This window comes from Hyphococcus sp. (assembly GCF_041986965.1).
In the GTDB taxonomy this organism is placed as follows: Bacteria; Pseudomonadota; Alphaproteobacteria; order Caulobacterales; family Parvularculaceae; genus Hyphococcus.
This window is the reverse complement of record NZ_JBHIXB010000004.1, coordinates 96,051-110,349: the sequence shown is the minus strand read 5'-3', so window position 1 is coordinate 110,349 and position 14,299 is coordinate 96,051. Positions and strand designations below refer to the sequence as shown.

General features: G+C 59.8%; 15 protein-coding genes. 8 read left to right on the top strand and 7 right to left on the bottom strand.

Annotated features, from left to right (window positions below; translation table 11 throughout):
* Positions 1-35: 35 nt before the first annotated feature.
* Positions 36-2,204, bottom strand: coding sequence for a catalase/peroxidase HPI (gene katG / locus ACFC5L_RS17010; RefSeq protein WP_375204074.1), 2,169 nt, complete (start codon positions 2,202-2,204; stop codon positions 36-38).
* Between the two features lie 470 nt (positions 2,205-2,674).
* On the opposite strand from katG, the gene ACFC5L_RS17005 reads away from it, so the two are divergent.
* Positions 2,675-3,478, top strand: a complete 804-nt coding sequence (locus tag ACFC5L_RS17005; protein ID WP_375203888.1) for a glutathione S-transferase family protein — start codon at positions 2,675-2,677, stop codon at positions 3,476-3,478.
* Between the two features lie 22 nt (positions 3,479-3,500).
* Here the strand turns inward: ACFC5L_RS17005 and ACFC5L_RS17000 are convergent, their stop codons facing one another.
* A complete protein-coding gene (locus ACFC5L_RS17000; protein ID WP_375203887.1) occupies positions 3,501-4,187 on the bottom strand; it encodes a glutathione S-transferase family protein in 687 nt (228 codons plus the stop codon).
* A gap of 93 nt (positions 4,188-4,280) precedes the next feature.
* Here ACFC5L_RS17000 and ACFC5L_RS16995 point away from each other — a divergent pair, with 93 nt between their 5' ends.
* Together ACFC5L_RS16995 and ACFC5L_RS16990 are read left to right on the top strand one after the other, a co-directional pair.
* Positions 4,281-4,844 carry a TetR/AcrR family transcriptional regulator gene (locus ACFC5L_RS16995; protein WP_375203886.1) on the top strand — a complete coding sequence of 188 codons (564 nt, stop codon included), beginning with the start codon at positions 4,281-4,283 and terminating at the stop codon, positions 4,842-4,844.
* Positions 4,845-5,150, top strand: a complete 306-nt coding sequence (locus tag ACFC5L_RS16990) for a GFA family protein (RefSeq protein ID WP_375203885.1) — start codon at positions 4,845-4,847, stop codon at positions 5,148-5,150.
* Positions 5,151-5,162: 12 nt separating this feature from the next.
* On the opposite strand, the gene ACFC5L_RS16985 is transcribed toward ACFC5L_RS16990, so the two are convergent.
* The 5 genes from ACFC5L_RS16985 to ACFC5L_RS16965 form a co-directional block, all read right to left on the bottom strand.
* Positions 5,163-6,650 (bottom strand): replicative DNA helicase, encoded by a 1,488-nt coding sequence (locus ACFC5L_RS16985; RefSeq protein WP_375203884.1) that lies wholly within the window; start codon positions 6,648-6,650, stop codon positions 5,163-5,165.
* Between the two features lie 113 nt (positions 6,651-6,763).
* Positions 6,764-7,363 (bottom strand): 50S ribosomal protein L9, encoded by a 600-nt coding sequence (gene rplI / locus ACFC5L_RS16980; RefSeq protein WP_375203883.1) that lies wholly within the window; start codon positions 7,361-7,363, stop codon positions 6,764-6,766.
* 5 nt (positions 7,364-7,368) lie between these two features.
* Positions 7,369-7,596, bottom strand: a complete 228-nt coding sequence (rpsR, locus tag ACFC5L_RS16975) for a 30S ribosomal protein S18 (RefSeq protein WP_375204073.1) — start codon at positions 7,594-7,596, stop codon at positions 7,369-7,371.
* A 15-nt stretch (positions 7,597-7,611) separates the two neighbouring features.
* Entirely contained in the window at positions 7,612-8,004 is a 393-nt protein-coding gene (gene rpsF, locus ACFC5L_RS16970; RefSeq protein WP_375203882.1) for a 30S ribosomal protein S6, read from the bottom strand.
* A gap of 184 nt (positions 8,005-8,188) precedes the next feature.
* Positions 8,189-9,217: a glycosyltransferase family 4 protein gene (locus ACFC5L_RS16965; RefSeq protein WP_375203881.1), complete on the bottom strand. Its 1,029-nt coding sequence runs from the start codon at positions 9,215-9,217 to the stop codon at positions 8,189-8,191.
* A gap of 238 nt (positions 9,218-9,455) precedes the next feature.
* Here ACFC5L_RS16965 and fabD point away from each other — a divergent pair, with 238 nt between their 5' ends.
* From fabD to mltG, 5 genes are all read left to right on the top strand, one after another.
* Positions 9,456-10,391, top strand: a complete 936-nt coding sequence (gene fabD / locus ACFC5L_RS16960) for an ACP S-malonyltransferase (RefSeq protein ID WP_375203880.1) — start codon at positions 9,456-9,458, stop codon at positions 10,389-10,391.
* A gap of 221 nt (positions 10,392-10,612) precedes the next feature.
* Positions 10,613-11,350: a 3-oxoacyl-[acyl-carrier-protein] reductase gene (fabG, locus tag ACFC5L_RS16955; protein ID WP_375203879.1), complete on the top strand. Its 738-nt coding sequence runs from the start codon at positions 10,613-10,615 to the stop codon at positions 11,348-11,350.
* Between the two features lie 185 nt (positions 11,351-11,535).
* Positions 11,536-11,772: an acyl carrier protein gene (locus ACFC5L_RS16950; protein ID WP_104832297.1), complete on the top strand. Its 237-nt coding sequence runs from the start codon at positions 11,536-11,538 to the stop codon at positions 11,770-11,772.
* Between the two features lie 141 nt (positions 11,773-11,913).
* Positions 11,914-13,200 carry a beta-ketoacyl-ACP synthase II gene (gene fabF, locus ACFC5L_RS16945; protein WP_375204072.1) on the top strand — a complete coding sequence of 429 codons (1,287 nt, stop codon included), beginning with the start codon at positions 11,914-11,916 and terminating at the stop codon, positions 13,198-13,200.
* A gap of 39 nt (positions 13,201-13,239) precedes the next feature.
* Entirely contained in the window at positions 13,240-14,292 is a 1,053-nt protein-coding gene (gene mltG, locus ACFC5L_RS16940) for an endolytic transglycosylase MltG (RefSeq protein ID WP_375203878.1), read from the top strand.
* Positions 14,293-14,299 lie beyond the last annotated feature (7 nt).

The following is a 14,299-nucleotide window of genomic DNA, read 5'->3' as shown; positions in this document are numbered from 1 at the left end:
CGGGCGTTCTTCAAGCTCGTCGCGTTGATCGCGCGTTAGCTGCGGTCAAAGCGGTCGGCGTTCATCACCTTGGTCCAGGCGTCGACAAAGTCATTGACGAATTTGTCCTCTGCGCCATCGAAGGCGTAGACTTCAACCACGGCCCGGAGTTCAGCGTTGGAACCGAAGACAAGGTCGTTCTCTGTCGCCGTCCATTTGAGATCGCCGGTCTGGCGGTCGCGGCCTTCGAACACATAAGGTTCATTCGACGGCGCCCATTTGGTCGACATGTCGAGGAGGTTGACGAAGAAATCATTCGTCAATGTTCCCGGCGTGTCGGTGAAGACGCCGTAGTCAGTTCCGCCGGCATTGGCGTCGAGGGCGCGCATACCGCCGACCAGCACCGTCATTTCAGGCACGGTGAGGTCCAGAAGGCTCGCCCGGTCCACCAGAAGCGCCGACGGCGACTTGTCCTGCGCGCCGCCGATATAGTTGCGGAAGCCGTCCGCCTTGGGTTCCATAACGGAGAATGAGCTCACGTCCGTCTGGTCTTGCGAGGCGTCCGTACGGCCGGGCGTGAAGGGCACGCTGACCGGATTGCCCGCATCTTGCGCGGCCTTTTCAATGGCGGCGTTGCCGCCGAGGACGATGACGTCGGCAAGAGAGACTTTTTTGCCGCCGCTTTGCGCCGCGTTGAAGTCCGTTTGAACCTTCTCCAGCGCGGTGAGAACCTTCGACAGCTCGGAAGGATCATTGACCGCCCAGTCTTTTTGCGGGGCGAGGCGGATGCGCGCGCCATTGGCGCCGCCGCGCATGTCCGTGCCGCGGAAGGTCGAGGCGGACGCCCAGGCCGTGCGGACAAGCTCAGGAACCGTCAGGCCGGAAGCGAGGATGTCAGCCTTGATCGCCGCGGCGTCGCTCGCGTTGATCAGCGGGTGATCGACGGCCGGGACCGGGTCCTGCCAGATCAGTTCTTCAGCAGGAACTTCCGAACCGAGATATCGCGCGCGCGGGCCCATATCGCGGTGGGTCAGCTTGAACCAGGCTTTCGCAAAAGCCAGTTCGAACTCTTCCGGATTTTCAAAGAAGCGCTGTGAAACTTTCCGGAATTCCGGATCCTCTTTCAGCGCAAGGTCGGTTGTGAACATGATCGGTGCGTGACGCTTGGTTGGATCATGGGCGTCGGGCGCCAGTTGCGCCGCCGCTTCATCGGTCGGCACCCATTGAATGGCGCCGGCGGGGCTGCGGGTTTGCTCCCATTCGAAGTTGAACAGGTTGCTGAAATATTGATGCGTCCACTCGGTCGGATTCATCGTCCATGAGCCTTCGAGGCCGCTGGTGATCGTGTCTTCCGCATTACCCTTTCCGCACTTGTTCACCCAGCCGAGGCCTTGTTGCTCCACGCCGGCGATGGCGGGTTCGGGGTCAAGACATTCATCCGGTTTGTGCGCGCCATGGGCCTTGCCGAAAGTGTGACCGCCGGCGATGAGCGCAATCGTTTCTTCATCCGTCATCGCCATGCCGCGGAAGGCCTGGCGGATGTCATGAGCGGCAGCGAGCGGATCGGGATTGCCGTTCGGCCCTTCCGGATTGACATAGATGAGGCCCATCTGTGTCGCCGCCAGCGGTTTGGCGAGTTCCCGGTCGCCATGGAAGCGCTGATCGCCGGCGAGCATGGTGTCTTCCGTACCCCAATCGACGACTTCGGCTTCCCAGTCGTCTTCGCGGCCACCTGCAAAGCCGAAAGTTTTGAAACCCATGGATTCCATCGCGACGTTGCCGGTCAGCACCATGAGGTCCCCCCAGGAAAGGGCGCGGCCATATTTCTGCTTCACCGGCCAAAGGAGGCGCCGCGCTTTATCGAGGCTGACATTGTCCGGCCAGCTGTTCAGCGGCTCGAAACGCTGCTGTCCGCCGCCGGCGCCGCCGCGGCCATCATACATGCGGTATGTGCCGGCTGCGTGCCAGGCCATGCGAATGAAAAACGGTCCGTAATGTCCGTAATCCGCCGGCCACCAGTCCTGCGAGTCCGTCATGACGGCTTCGATATCTTGTTTCACTTCGGCGAGGTCGAGTTTCTGGAACTCGGCGGCGTAATCGAAATCATCGTCGAGGGGATTGGAGGCGGCGGCGTTGTGACGAAGGGGGCTGAGATCGAGCGCATCCGGCCACCAGAATTCATTTGTTTTTGATTCGCCTTCCATCGGCGCCGCATCGTCGTTCATGGAAACGGTTTCGCCGGCGTCGTCTTCGACCGCTTCAGGCGTCGGGGTGGTGACTTCGCGCGATTCATTCTGACCGCCGCAGCTTGCCGCCAGGGCTAGCGTGAAGACGGCCGCCGTCGTCAGCAAAACAGATTTGGGGGTTGTTTTCATGTTTCCTCTCCGGTGCAGGATTCAGAAGACGCGATCTGGATGCGCGGTAACGCCGCCAAACTTTGTCTTCGACAAATGGGACAACTACGTTCGAGACCAAATTTCACACAATTGTCACGGCTGTTTCAGGCTCACCGCGCCAGTGACGATCGCATTACGAGAGGGAACCTACGGGCGTCCGATTTATATGTAAAAAAGATAATATTCATGGCCGAAATTAGGAAAATCGATCACCCGGAAAGCAGCGCACAATAACGGCTTCGGGAATAGTGTGGCGGCCCGGTTATTTTTCGTATGATTTGAGTCAAAAGGAATCTGCTTTGCTTGAACTTTATCATCACGGCTCGTCAGCCTGCGCCGCGAAGGTGCGTTTCGCACTTGCAGAAAAGGGCCTCGCCTGGACTGGCCGCTATGTGGATATTCTTAAAGGCGAGCAATTCGATCCGTCTTACTTGAGAATCAATCCTAAGGCGGTGGTGCCGGTGTTGGTGCACGACGATGTGGTGATTCCGGAATCGACAATCATCTGCGAGTATCTGGAAGACGCCTTTCCCGAGGCGCCGCCTCTTTATCCGCGGACCCCGCTTGGGCGAGTAAAAGCGCGGCTCTGGACCAAAGCGGTGGATGAGGAGCTTCATCCCGCCTGTTCGGCGCTCACCTATGTGCTTTCCCATCGTCACACCATTCTGCGCAACGGCGCCGGTTCTTTCGACGACTTTCTGAAAGGGGCGGGCCCCGACGGGCGCGCCGCGCGCGAGCTTAAATGGAAATGGATTCATGAAGGGCTCGCGGCGCCCGGCGCGGCGGACAAGATCCGCGTCTATGACAGCTATCTGAAAAAGATGGAGACGGCGCTTGAGCGTCATCCATGGCTCGCCGGCGAGGAGTTCACCATCGCTGATGTGGCGCTGGCGCCATATCTCAACCGGCTGGCCGCGCTTTCCTGTGAGGGCGTTTGGCGTGACGGTCGTTTGCCGCGCGTCGAAGATTGGTTCGAACGCGTAAAGGCGCGCCCGACTTTTCACCCGGCGTTTGTCGAATGGATGCCGCAAGAGCTGACGGCGCAGATGCGCGCCAATGGCGCGGCGTCCTTGCCGGAAGTGAAAGCGCTGCTCGATTTTTGAGGATCGAGCATGAGCCTCAAAGTTATTGTTTCCGCCGGCTGATGTCTTCGGGCAGGAAATCCTGGCCGCTTCGCGTCTTCACCGCGGGCAAATCCTTGACGCGTGATCGCCATCCCGCAAGTGCTGCAAGATTGGGTGCGATCTTGAGGCCTGCGCCTTTCGCAAAATCCAGAGCGGCGAGCAAGGTGATGTCCGGCATGGAAAAGCGCCCGCCCGCGAGGAAAGGGGTCTCGTTCAAAATCCCATCCCAGTAAGGGAGGTTCGCAACGGCGTAGGATCCGCGCCGTTCGGCCCAGTCTTTTGCGCCCGCCCAGTCGGGCATGCGCCACGGTTTCAGAGCCGCTCCGAGCCCTGGTGTCGCATAGTGAAAATAATCGTCGATTGGCTCCATGAGCATGATCTCCACGCGCCGCTGCATCATGTGAATGACAGCTTTTTCTCGCGGCGTCGCACCGGTCAGCGAGGGCGCGCCATCGAGATTGTCGAGATATTCCGTGATGGCGGTGCACTCGCTGATGCAGAGCCCGTCTTCGAGTTCAAGCACCGGCGTCTTGCCGATCGGGTTCATTTTCAAAAACGCGGGCTGCTTCTGTTCCGCCGCGATGAGGTCCACGGTGACGAAGTCGACGGCGTCATCCAGATTTTTCTCGGCGAGCACAATGCGAATGCGGGCCGCGTTCGGCGTTCCCTGACGGTCATAAAGTTTCATGGCGGATACCTATCAAGTGATAGGTAGATATATTCATTTTGCCTTTACGCTGTCAATGTCTATCTATCGGTAGATTGATGAAGGAGCAGGCAAGTGCACGATAAGCGTGAGGAGATCCTGACGGTTGCAAGGGCGGCAGCGCAAGCTCATGGTTACAATGGTCTCAATTTTCGCGAACTCGCCAAGGCGGTTGGCGTCAAAAGCGCAAGCGTTCACTATCATTTCCCGACAAAGGCCGATCTCGGCGCCGAACTGGCGCGGCGCTACCGAGAGGAAGCGGAAGCGACGCTGGAAAGCATCTCGGCGTCTTCCGCCGATCCTGCCCGGCGTTTGCGCAACTATGTGGGCGTGTTCCGTCTCGCGCTTGAGAATAACAACCGCATGTGCATGTGCGGTCTTATGGCGGCGGAAGTCGACGATCTGCCGGATGCGGTGAAGGCTGAAGTGAAGTTGTTCGGTGACGTCAATGCCGCATGGCTCGCCAAAACCCTGGGTGAAGCGTCTGAAGGGCGCAGTTCGAAAGCGAACAGGCGGCGCGCGCTCGCTGTCTTCGCTGCTGTGAGCGGCGCTCAACTCATCGCGCGCGGCCGAGGCGACGTTGCTGTCTATGACGACATCGTCAACGCCTATCGCGCGTCCGGCCTGATCCCTGCGTAGATGACAGACTTAATATCCGCCGCCATAACGGTCGTCGGCGAGGTCAAAAGCTACGCCCATCCAGCCGATAGAGGCAATAAGGTTGCGCGATCGTCCTGTCCGGAATGCGGCTGCGCGATCTATTCGAAAAACTCCGGCGTGCCGGGAATGATCTTCCTGCGGGCGTCGAGCTTGGATGATCCCGATCAGGTGACGCCGCAAATGATTGTCTATGCCAGCCGCGCGCCGAAATGGGATGTGATGGACGCATCTCTGACAAGTTTCCCGGAAATGCCGGAAGGCGGTGCGCAAGCGGCGATGAAATAAACCCTGTGCGGGTTAGTACCCGCCGCCGCCGCCATAACGGTCGTCGACAAGGTCGGAGAACTTCGTGAATTTTTCTTCGAAGTGGAGATCGACCTTGCCGATAGGGCCATGGCGCTGTTTGCCGATGATGACTTCGGCCGTGTCGCCGACCTCATCAAGACGCGCAAGCCATTTCATATGTTCTTCGGTGCCTTCGCGCGGCTCCTGACGGCCGAGATAATATTTCTCACGATAAACGAACAGGACAACATCGGCGTCCTGTTCGATGGAGCCTGACTCGCGGAGGTCGGAGAGCTGCGGACGTTTATCGTCGCGCGCTTCGACCTGACGTGAAAGCTGGGAGAGGGCGATGACCGGCACGTCGAGTTCTTTCGCCAGCGTTTTCAGCCCCTGCGAAATTTCGGTGATTTCCTGAACGCGCCCGTCATTGCGGCGGCCCGACCCGGTGAGGAGCTGAAGGTAGTCGACGACAAGCAGGCCAAGCCCGTGCTGGCGTTTGAGGCGGCGGGCGCGGGCCGCGAGCTGGGCGATGGAAAGGCCGCCGGTGTCGTCGATATGGAGCGGCAGTTTTTCCAGCTCGCGCGCGGCATGGTAAATCTTGTCGAACTGTTCCTGATCGACCTCGCCGCGGCGGATCGCCGAGGACGAGACTTCCGCGACTTCCGCGATAATGCGCGTCGCAAGCTGCTCGGCGGACATTTCCAGCGAGAAAAAGCCGACAACCGCGCCTTCGACCGTTTTCATTGTGCCGTCGGGCTGTTTTTCGGTCTTGTGCGCTTTCGCCGCGTTCAGTGCGATGTTGGTTGCCAGCGAGGTTTTGCCCATGGATGGGCGGCCTGCGAGAATGATGAGGTCCGACGGATGAAGCCCGCCGAGCATGCGGTCAAAATCCCGCAGCCCTGAGGAGACGCCCGCCAGCCCGCCATCGCGTTTGACGGCGGCGTTTGCAAGTTCAATCGCTTCGGTGATGGCCGAACGGAACGTTTTGAAGCCGCCGCCATATTTTCCGGTTTCCGCGAGTTTGTAGAGCGCCTGTTCCGCGTCCTGCAATTGCTGCGACGGAGAATCTTCGAGCGTTGCGATTTTCGCCCGCTCGGACATTTCCGACCCGATGGACATAAGCCCGCGACAGACGGAGAGGTCGAAAACAATCTTGGCGTAGTCGGTTGCGCCGGCGGTTGATGGTACGTTCGCCGCGAGCGATTCAAGATACCGTTTGCCGCCTGCGTCGAGATAGCCTTGCTTGGTCGCCAGATAGGTGTCGATCGTCACCGGCGAGCCGAGCCGGCCGGAATTGATCAGATCGCCCGCCGCTTCAAAGATCAGCTGATGAACAGGGTCGAAAAAATGTTCGGGCTTTAAGAAGGTCGAGACGCGGTAATAGATTTCGTTATCGAAAAGGATCGCGCCCAGGATCGCTTGCTCAGCATCGAGGCTGACGGGGAGTTTATCCTCCGTACCCTGATTTTTCGTAGGTGCATTGGTTGCGCCGTCGGCCATCTGAGACTTAGATCAAAAAAAACGCCGGCTGAGAAGCCAGCCGGCGTTTATATTTTTCCACCTTGAGGGTGGGGAGAGCGTTCGCTGTTGCAAACGCTCTTTATGTTATTTTGTTATTCTTCGGTTTTTTCTTCGTCCGACGCTTCAACAGCATCGCCGGCGCCTTCGTCGAAGAATTCAGGCGCGGCTTCCGCCGCTTGTTCTTCTTCGGCCTGATCTTCAGGGCGGGCGAGGACGTTTTCACCGCGGGCCTGACGTTCGGCTTCATCTTCCGAACGCGCGACGTTGATGTTGATCTTCACGTCGACTTCCGGATGGAGGACGACGCGGACCAGGGTCAGGCCAAGCGCTTTCAAAGGCTTGTCGAGACGCACTTGTGCGCGTTCGATGCTAAAGCCGCCTTCGGAAGCGGCTTCTGCGATATCGCGGCTCGAAACCGAGCCGTAAAGAACGCCCAACTCCGAAGACTGGCGAATAATGACAAAGGATGCGCCGTCGATTTTTTCGGCGACCTGTTCAGCTTCCTTCTTGCGCTCGAGGTTGCGCGCTTCAAGATCGGCGCGTTGAGCCTCAAACACTTGTTTGTTGTCATCATTGGCGCGCAGCGCCTTTTTCTGGGGCAACAGGAAGTTCCGGGCGTAGCCGGCCTTCACTTTGACGACGTCGCCCATCTGGCCGAGATTCTCGACCCGTTCGAGGAGAATGACTTCCATCGTGCTTACTCCGATACGTAAGGAAGAAGCGCAAGGAAACGGGCGCGCTTGATGGCGCGCGCGAGTTCGCGCTGCTTCTTGTGAGAGACGGCGGAAATCCGCGACGGAACGATCTTGCCGCGTTCGGAAACGAAGCGTTGAAGCAGCTTCGGATCCTTGTAGTCGATCTTCGGCGCGTTGTCGCCGGAGAACGGGCAGGTTTTGCGGCGGCGGAAAAACGGTTTAGCCATGATTGATCCCTTTCCTCGTTACCGGCGGTCGCCGCGGTCGCGGCGGTCGCCACGATCTCCGCGATCACGATCGCCGCGGTCATTGCGGTCGCGGCGCGACAGCACCGGGGACGGCTCTTCATTATGTTCTTCGACACGCACGGTGAGGGCGCGCAGAATATCGTCATTGAGCTTTTCCTGGCGCTCAAGTTCGAAAATGGCGTCCGCAGGCGCTTCGATATTGAAGAGGCTGTAATGGCCTTTGCGGTTTTTCTTGATTTTGTACTGGAGATTGCGAAGGCCCCAATATTCGGACTTTGCAATCTTGCCGCCATGGTCGGTGACGACCTTGGCGAGCGTTTCGGTCAGACCCTCGACCTGCGCGGGCGAGATATCCTGACGCGCAACAAAGATGTGTTCGTAAAGCGGCATGTAGCCAGCTCCTTATAGGGCGACGGAGACTCTCTGGATCTGCTGGCGATCCGGCAAAGCCTGTGGCTCATGAAGCTAAGGGACCATCCCTTGAACCCGACCCGAAAGCCGAGCGCCCATGACCATCGCTCGTGAAGGCGCGGGAGATAGCCGAGCAAGGGGGGCTTTGCAAGGTTAAACGCCCTTATTTTTCGCCGAACCAGCGGGTGAGGACGGCTTCGAAAAAGGCGATGGTTCGGGCCTCGCTGCATTTGGCCTCGGCGTAGTCCTGGGCGGCCTCGCCAAGCCGGGCGGCGAGCGCCGGGTCGGCCTCAAGCCGCCGTACCGCCGCGGCGAGGGCGGCGGCGTCTCCTGCGGGAACTAAAAGCCCCGTCTCGCCGTCTCTGAGATAGTCTGCGGCGCCAGCAGCATCAGTGACGATCTGGGCCTTGCCGAGATGCATGGCTCCCACAAGGCTCACAAGCCCGCACGGGGTCTCCCGCGAGCGCAGGGGCACAATCGCGGCTCTTGCATGCTGGATGACGCCCCACGCCTCCTCGAAAGGCAGGTTGAAGCGGACCTCGAGGTTTTCAGGCGGGGCCAGCCCGTCGAAATTATGGGGCCGGGCGACGGCGACAAAGCGGGTCTCGGGAAGGGCCCGGGCCGCCTCGCACAGCACCGCATAGTCCCGCGCCTCACCGCCGAGGGCGGCGAAATAGTCCCCCTCGATCAGCCGGGGCTGTACAGCCTTCAAAGGTGGGGCGACCCCCCAGGGCGCGCGCAGGAATTTGGCTCGATCAATTCCGAAATAATTGGCGTAAAGCCCTTGTTCCGCATCGGTAAAGACAGAGAAAGCATCAACCTGCCTGAAGGCGCGGCCCATAACCGCCTTGCGCGGACCGGTGGGCAGATCCGTAAAGTTGAAGGAGAAGGCGAGGTGCTTTGCGCCGTTCTTTTTCGGTCCGGCCATCCATTCCGTCCAGGCGGTGATCCAGGGGCCGTGGCTGACGATCAGGTCATAGGGCGTTCGGGCAGAATCACGGGCCAGCATCCGTGCGCCGCGCCAGCGGGCGCGAAACCGCGGATCGCTCCCCTGCTGCGCCATGGAATAGGCGGTCCACTCAAGCCGCCTTCCCCCGATCTCGAAATCGGCGGGCATCAGGTCCCGGATCCACGCCCAGTCTGGGGCCGGGGTCTCGGAAACATTGGCGATGCGAAGGGGCGGCTTGGTCATTTGCTGGTCAATCTCGGCGGCTTGCACCCTCTTCCCCCGTTTACGGGGGAAGTGTCCAGCCGCATCTTGTTGATGCGGATGGACGATGGGGGTGTTTGCACCGAAAAGGCCCCCTCCGTCAGCTTCGCTGACACCTCCCCCGCAAGCGGGGGAGGAAGTTCTTTCTGCGCCTTGCCCTTGCGGGCCAGCGTCGCTATGTCCGCGGGCCTGATTAACTTTAAGGAGCGGCGGCGCGGCGATGACGCGAGCTTTTGTATTTCCCGGACAAGGCAGCCAGGCGGTGGGCATGGGCGCGAGCCTAGCCGACGCCTTTCCGGCGGCGCGTGAAGTCTTTGAAGAGGTGGATGAGGCCCTCGGCCAGAAACTGTCCAAGCTGATGCGCGAAGGCCCCATGGAGGAGCTGACGCTGACCGCCAATACGCAACCGGCGCTCATGGCTCATTCCATCGCGGCGATGCGCGTTCTGGAGACTGAGGCCGGCGCTGACATTTCCAACGCTATGTTCGTCGCCGGACATTCTCTCGGCGAGTATTCCGCCCTGTGTGCTGCGCGGGCGATCAGTCTTTCGGATACGGCGAAGCTCCTGCGCATTCGTGGCGAGGCGATGCAGGCGGCCGTTCCTGTCGGCGAAGGCGCCATGGCGGCGCTGATCGGCGTCGATCTCGAAGCGGCGCAAAAAGCCATAGACGCCGCCGAAGGCGAGGGCGTGTGCGAAATCGCCAATGACAATGCGCCCGGACAGGTCGTGATTTCCGGAGAGAAAGCCCGCGTCGAAGCGGTTTGCGCCGGCGCGAAAGAATTCGGCGCCAAGATCGCGAAATTGCTGCCGGTTTCGGCGCCGTTTCACTCGTCATTGATGACGCCCGCCGCCGAGCGCATGAAAGAAGCGCTGGCTGAGGTGAAGATTGTTGCGCCTGCGACGACCCTGGTCGCCAATGTCACGGCGAAAGACGTCGCCAATCCGGCGTCCATCCGCGATCTTCTGGTAAAGCAGGTGACGGGCCGTGTGCGCTGGACCGAAAGCGTCAATCATATGGCTAAAGACGGTTGCGAACTCTTTGTCGAAGTCGGCGCCGGCAAGGTTCTTTCCGGGCTTATCAAACGCATCAACCGCGATGTGCAGAGCCTCAATGTGAGCGAGCCGGGCGATATAGAAGCTTTCGTAAAAGCTTAAGAGCCCAAGCGACAATGCAACAATGGAGCAGATATCAGATGGTCAGACGTCAGCCAGCCTCAACACGATAAGGGCGCGGGTTCTTATTCTTTGATTATAGAGCCCGAGACGCATCGTGTTCGGGCGGTCGAACGTCTGATAAACCCCGTTTCCAGGGTGTTGTTGAATAGGAATTCGGGCTCTGAAGCGAAGTTCTCCGTACTCAAAAGAAAGGATGCGGAATGTTTGATCTTTCGGGCAAGCGGGCGCTTGTCACCGGCGCCACCGGCGGCATCGGCGAAGCGGTCGCCAGAGCGCTGCACGCACAAGGCGCCGCCGTCGCTATTTCCGGCACGCGGGCGGAAAAACTTGAAGCGCTGGCCGGCGACCTTAAAGAGCGCGTTCATGTGACGCCATGCAATCTTTCCGATCTCGATGCGGTGGATGCGCTGCCGAAAACGGCGTCCGAAGCCATGGGCGGGCTCGACATCGTCGTCTCCAATGCGGGCGTCACCCGCGACACCCTGATGATGATGATGAAACCCGACATGTGGGAAGAGGTCATCAAGATCAATCTCACGGCCTATTTCCGTCTGGCGAAGGCGTCTCTGCGCGGCATGACCAAGCAGCGTTTCGGCCGCATCATTGGCGTGACGTCGGTTGTCGGCGTCACCGGCAATGCGGGCCAGGCGAATTACGCCGCCTCGAAAGCCGGGATGATCGGCATGTCGAAATCGCTCGCGCAGGAAGTCGCAAGCCGCAATGTCACCGTCAATTGCATCGCGCCGGGCTTCATCGCCACCGCCATGACCGACGCCCTCAATGATCAGCAGAAAGAAGCGATTCTCGGCAAGATTCCGGCAGGCGCCATGGGCGCGCCCGAGGACATTGCTGCAGCTGCGATTTACCTCTCCTCGGACGAGGGGCGCTATGTCACCGGCCAGACTCTCCATGTAAATGGCGGTATGGCGATGTTATAGATCACAGAAATGGCTTTGCCTGCGGCGGTTTTGGCGTTGCAACAATCTGCAATATGCCGTAATCCGCCCTCCGAACCCGCTCCAAGGGAGTTTTCCCGGGCGGCCCCGTTTAACCCCCGATGAGAAACCGTCTTTCAGGTTTCATCTGAAAATCGTAAATAACCGTTTTTACCAAGGAGCGTTGAATGTCTGATCTTGCAGAACGCGTGAAGAAAATTGTTGTCGAGCATCTTGATGTGGATGCGGCCAAGGTTGAGCCGAAAGCCAGCTTCATCGACGATCTCGGCGCCGACAGTCTTGATATTGTCGAACTCGTGATGGCGTTCGAAGAAGAATTCGATGTTGAGATTCCCGATGACGCCGCCGAGACCATCCAGACGGTCGGCGACGCCATCAAATTTATCGAAGAACAAAAGTCATAATCGACTGTTCTTCCCGATAACGAGCCGACAGGGCCGTTTCGCCTGGCGGCGCCGTTGACGGGTTTTCAAGAAAACCGCATCGGCGTCAGCCATTCCCAGCGCAAAGGCCCGTCGGCTTCCCCAAGTCCGGAGTTGGTCTTTATGCGCCGCGTTGTCGTTACAGGAATGGGATTGGTCACGCCTTTAGGGGCGGGGCTCGATTCCGTATGGCGTCGTCTCATCAATGGCGAAAGCGGCGCCGGACCCATCGAACAGTTTGACGCGTCAAACCTTCCCTGCCGCATCGCCGCCTCCGTTCCGCTGACGGACGGAACCCGCGGCGGCGACAAGGCGGGCGACGCGGCGTTTAACGCCGATGAATGGGTCGAGCCGCGCGAACAGCGCCGCATGAATCCGTTTATCGTCTTCGGCATGGCCGCCGCGCAGATGGCGTTTAAGGATTCAGGCCTGGAATTCAAAAACGAAGAAGAGCGCGAACGCGCCGGTGTTATGACCGGCTCGGGCATTGGCGGTCTTTCGGGCATCGAAGACGAAGTGCTGGTCCTGAACAATAAAGGCCCGCGCCGGGTCTCCCCGTTCTTCATCACCGGCAATCTTATCAATCTCGTGTCGGGTCAGGTCTCGATCAAGCTTGGCATGAAAGGCCCGAACCACGCGGTGGTGACGGCTTGTTCATCGGGCGCACACGCGATCGGTGACGCGGCGCGGCTGATTGCGCTGGGCGACGCAGACGCCATGCTGGCAGGCGGCGCGGAAGCTGCGATCTGTCCGATCGGCATTGCAGGCTTTTCGTCCTGCAAGGCGCTCACAACGCACTTCAATGATACGCCGGAAAAAGCCTCGCGTCCTTATGATAAGGACCGCGACGGCTTCCTCATGGGCGAAGGCTCCGGGTTCGTCATGCTTGAGGAATATGAAAAGGCGAAAGCGCGTGGCGCGAAGATCTATGGCGAGATCATCGGCTATGGCCTTTCCGGCGACGCCTATCACATCACTTCGCCTGCCGAGGACGGCAATGGCGGTTACCGCTCCATGGAAATGGCGCTGAAACGCGCCGGCGTTTCTCCCAAAGATATCGACTATGTCAACGCGCATGGCACATCGACGCCCGTTGGCGATGAAATTGAGCTGAAAGCGGTGGAGCGGCTTTTCGGCGATGCGGCGGACGGGCTCGTCATGTCTTCCACCAAATCCTCTATCGGCCATCTGCTCGGCGCCGCCGGCGCGGTGGAGGCGATTTTCTGCCTCCTCGCCATGCGTGACGGCGTCGCCCCGCCGACCCTTAATCTTGATAACCCTTCAGTGGCGACGCCCATCAATCTCGCCGCCAAAGAGGCGGTCAAAAAGCCGATTAACGTGGCGTTATCCAATTCCTTCGGTTTTGGCGGCACAAACGCCTCTCTGGTGATGCGGCGCGTTGACGGCTAAACTCCCTCATGAATCGAGCGGGAGCTGGCGGGAGACGGGATGTCCAGTAGAGATCAGGCAGGGAGCGCCCAGCGCAGAACAAGTCAGCGTGGGGGCGCGGTGAAAAGCTTTCTCTTTTTTATCGGCGGGCTTGGCCTGCTGGCGGCCATCGCGCTCGGCGTGGGCGGCTATCTCGGCTATCGCGAGGCTGTGAAGCCCGGCCCCTTGCGCGAGAGCGCGATCGTTCTCTTGCCGCAGGGAAGCGCGGTCTCGACCATTGCGCACCAGCTGGAGGACAAAGGCGTCATCGAGCACCCGGAAATCTTCATCGCCGCGGTGCGCCTCCGCGGCGTGCAGAGCGAAATCAAGGCGGGAGAATATGAAATTCCGGCGCGCTCAAGCGTGATTGAAATCATCGATCAACTGCGCGAAGGCAAAAGCATTCTCCATTATTTCACGGCGCCGGAAGGGCGCACCACAGCGCAGATCATCCGCCTGTTGAATGAGAACGAAGTTCTTGAAGGCGACATCACGATTGAACCGGGTGAGGGCGAGCTCTTGCCGGAAACCTTCGCCTTCACCCGCGGCGAAACGCGGGACAATCTCGTGCGCCGGATGATGAAGGATCAGGATGCGCTGATCGACGCTCTCTGGGACGGGCGCGCCATGGAGCTTCCTTTTTCAACGCCGGCCGAAGCGATCATTCTTGCTTCCATCGTTGAAAAGGAAACAGGCGTCGCCGAGGAGCGTCCGCGCATCGCCGCCGTCTTTGTGAACCGCCTTAAAAAGGGTATGCGGCTGGAATCCGATCCGACCATCATTTACGGGCTGACGGGCGGCGAACCTCTGGGACGCGGCATTCGGCTGAGCGAGCTACGCGGTGAAACGCCTTACAACACCTATGTTATTCGCGGACTGCCGCCGACGCCTATCGCCAATCCCGGTGAGGCGTCGATTGCGGCCGTTTTGAACCCGGCGGAAACGGACGATCTGTTCTTTGTCGCCGATGGAACGGGCGGCCACGCCTTTGCCGCCACCTTGCGCGAGCATCAGGCCAATGTGTCGGCCTGGCGCCGGGTGGAGCGCGACCGGGCCGCGCAGGGCGGCAGATGATGGGCGG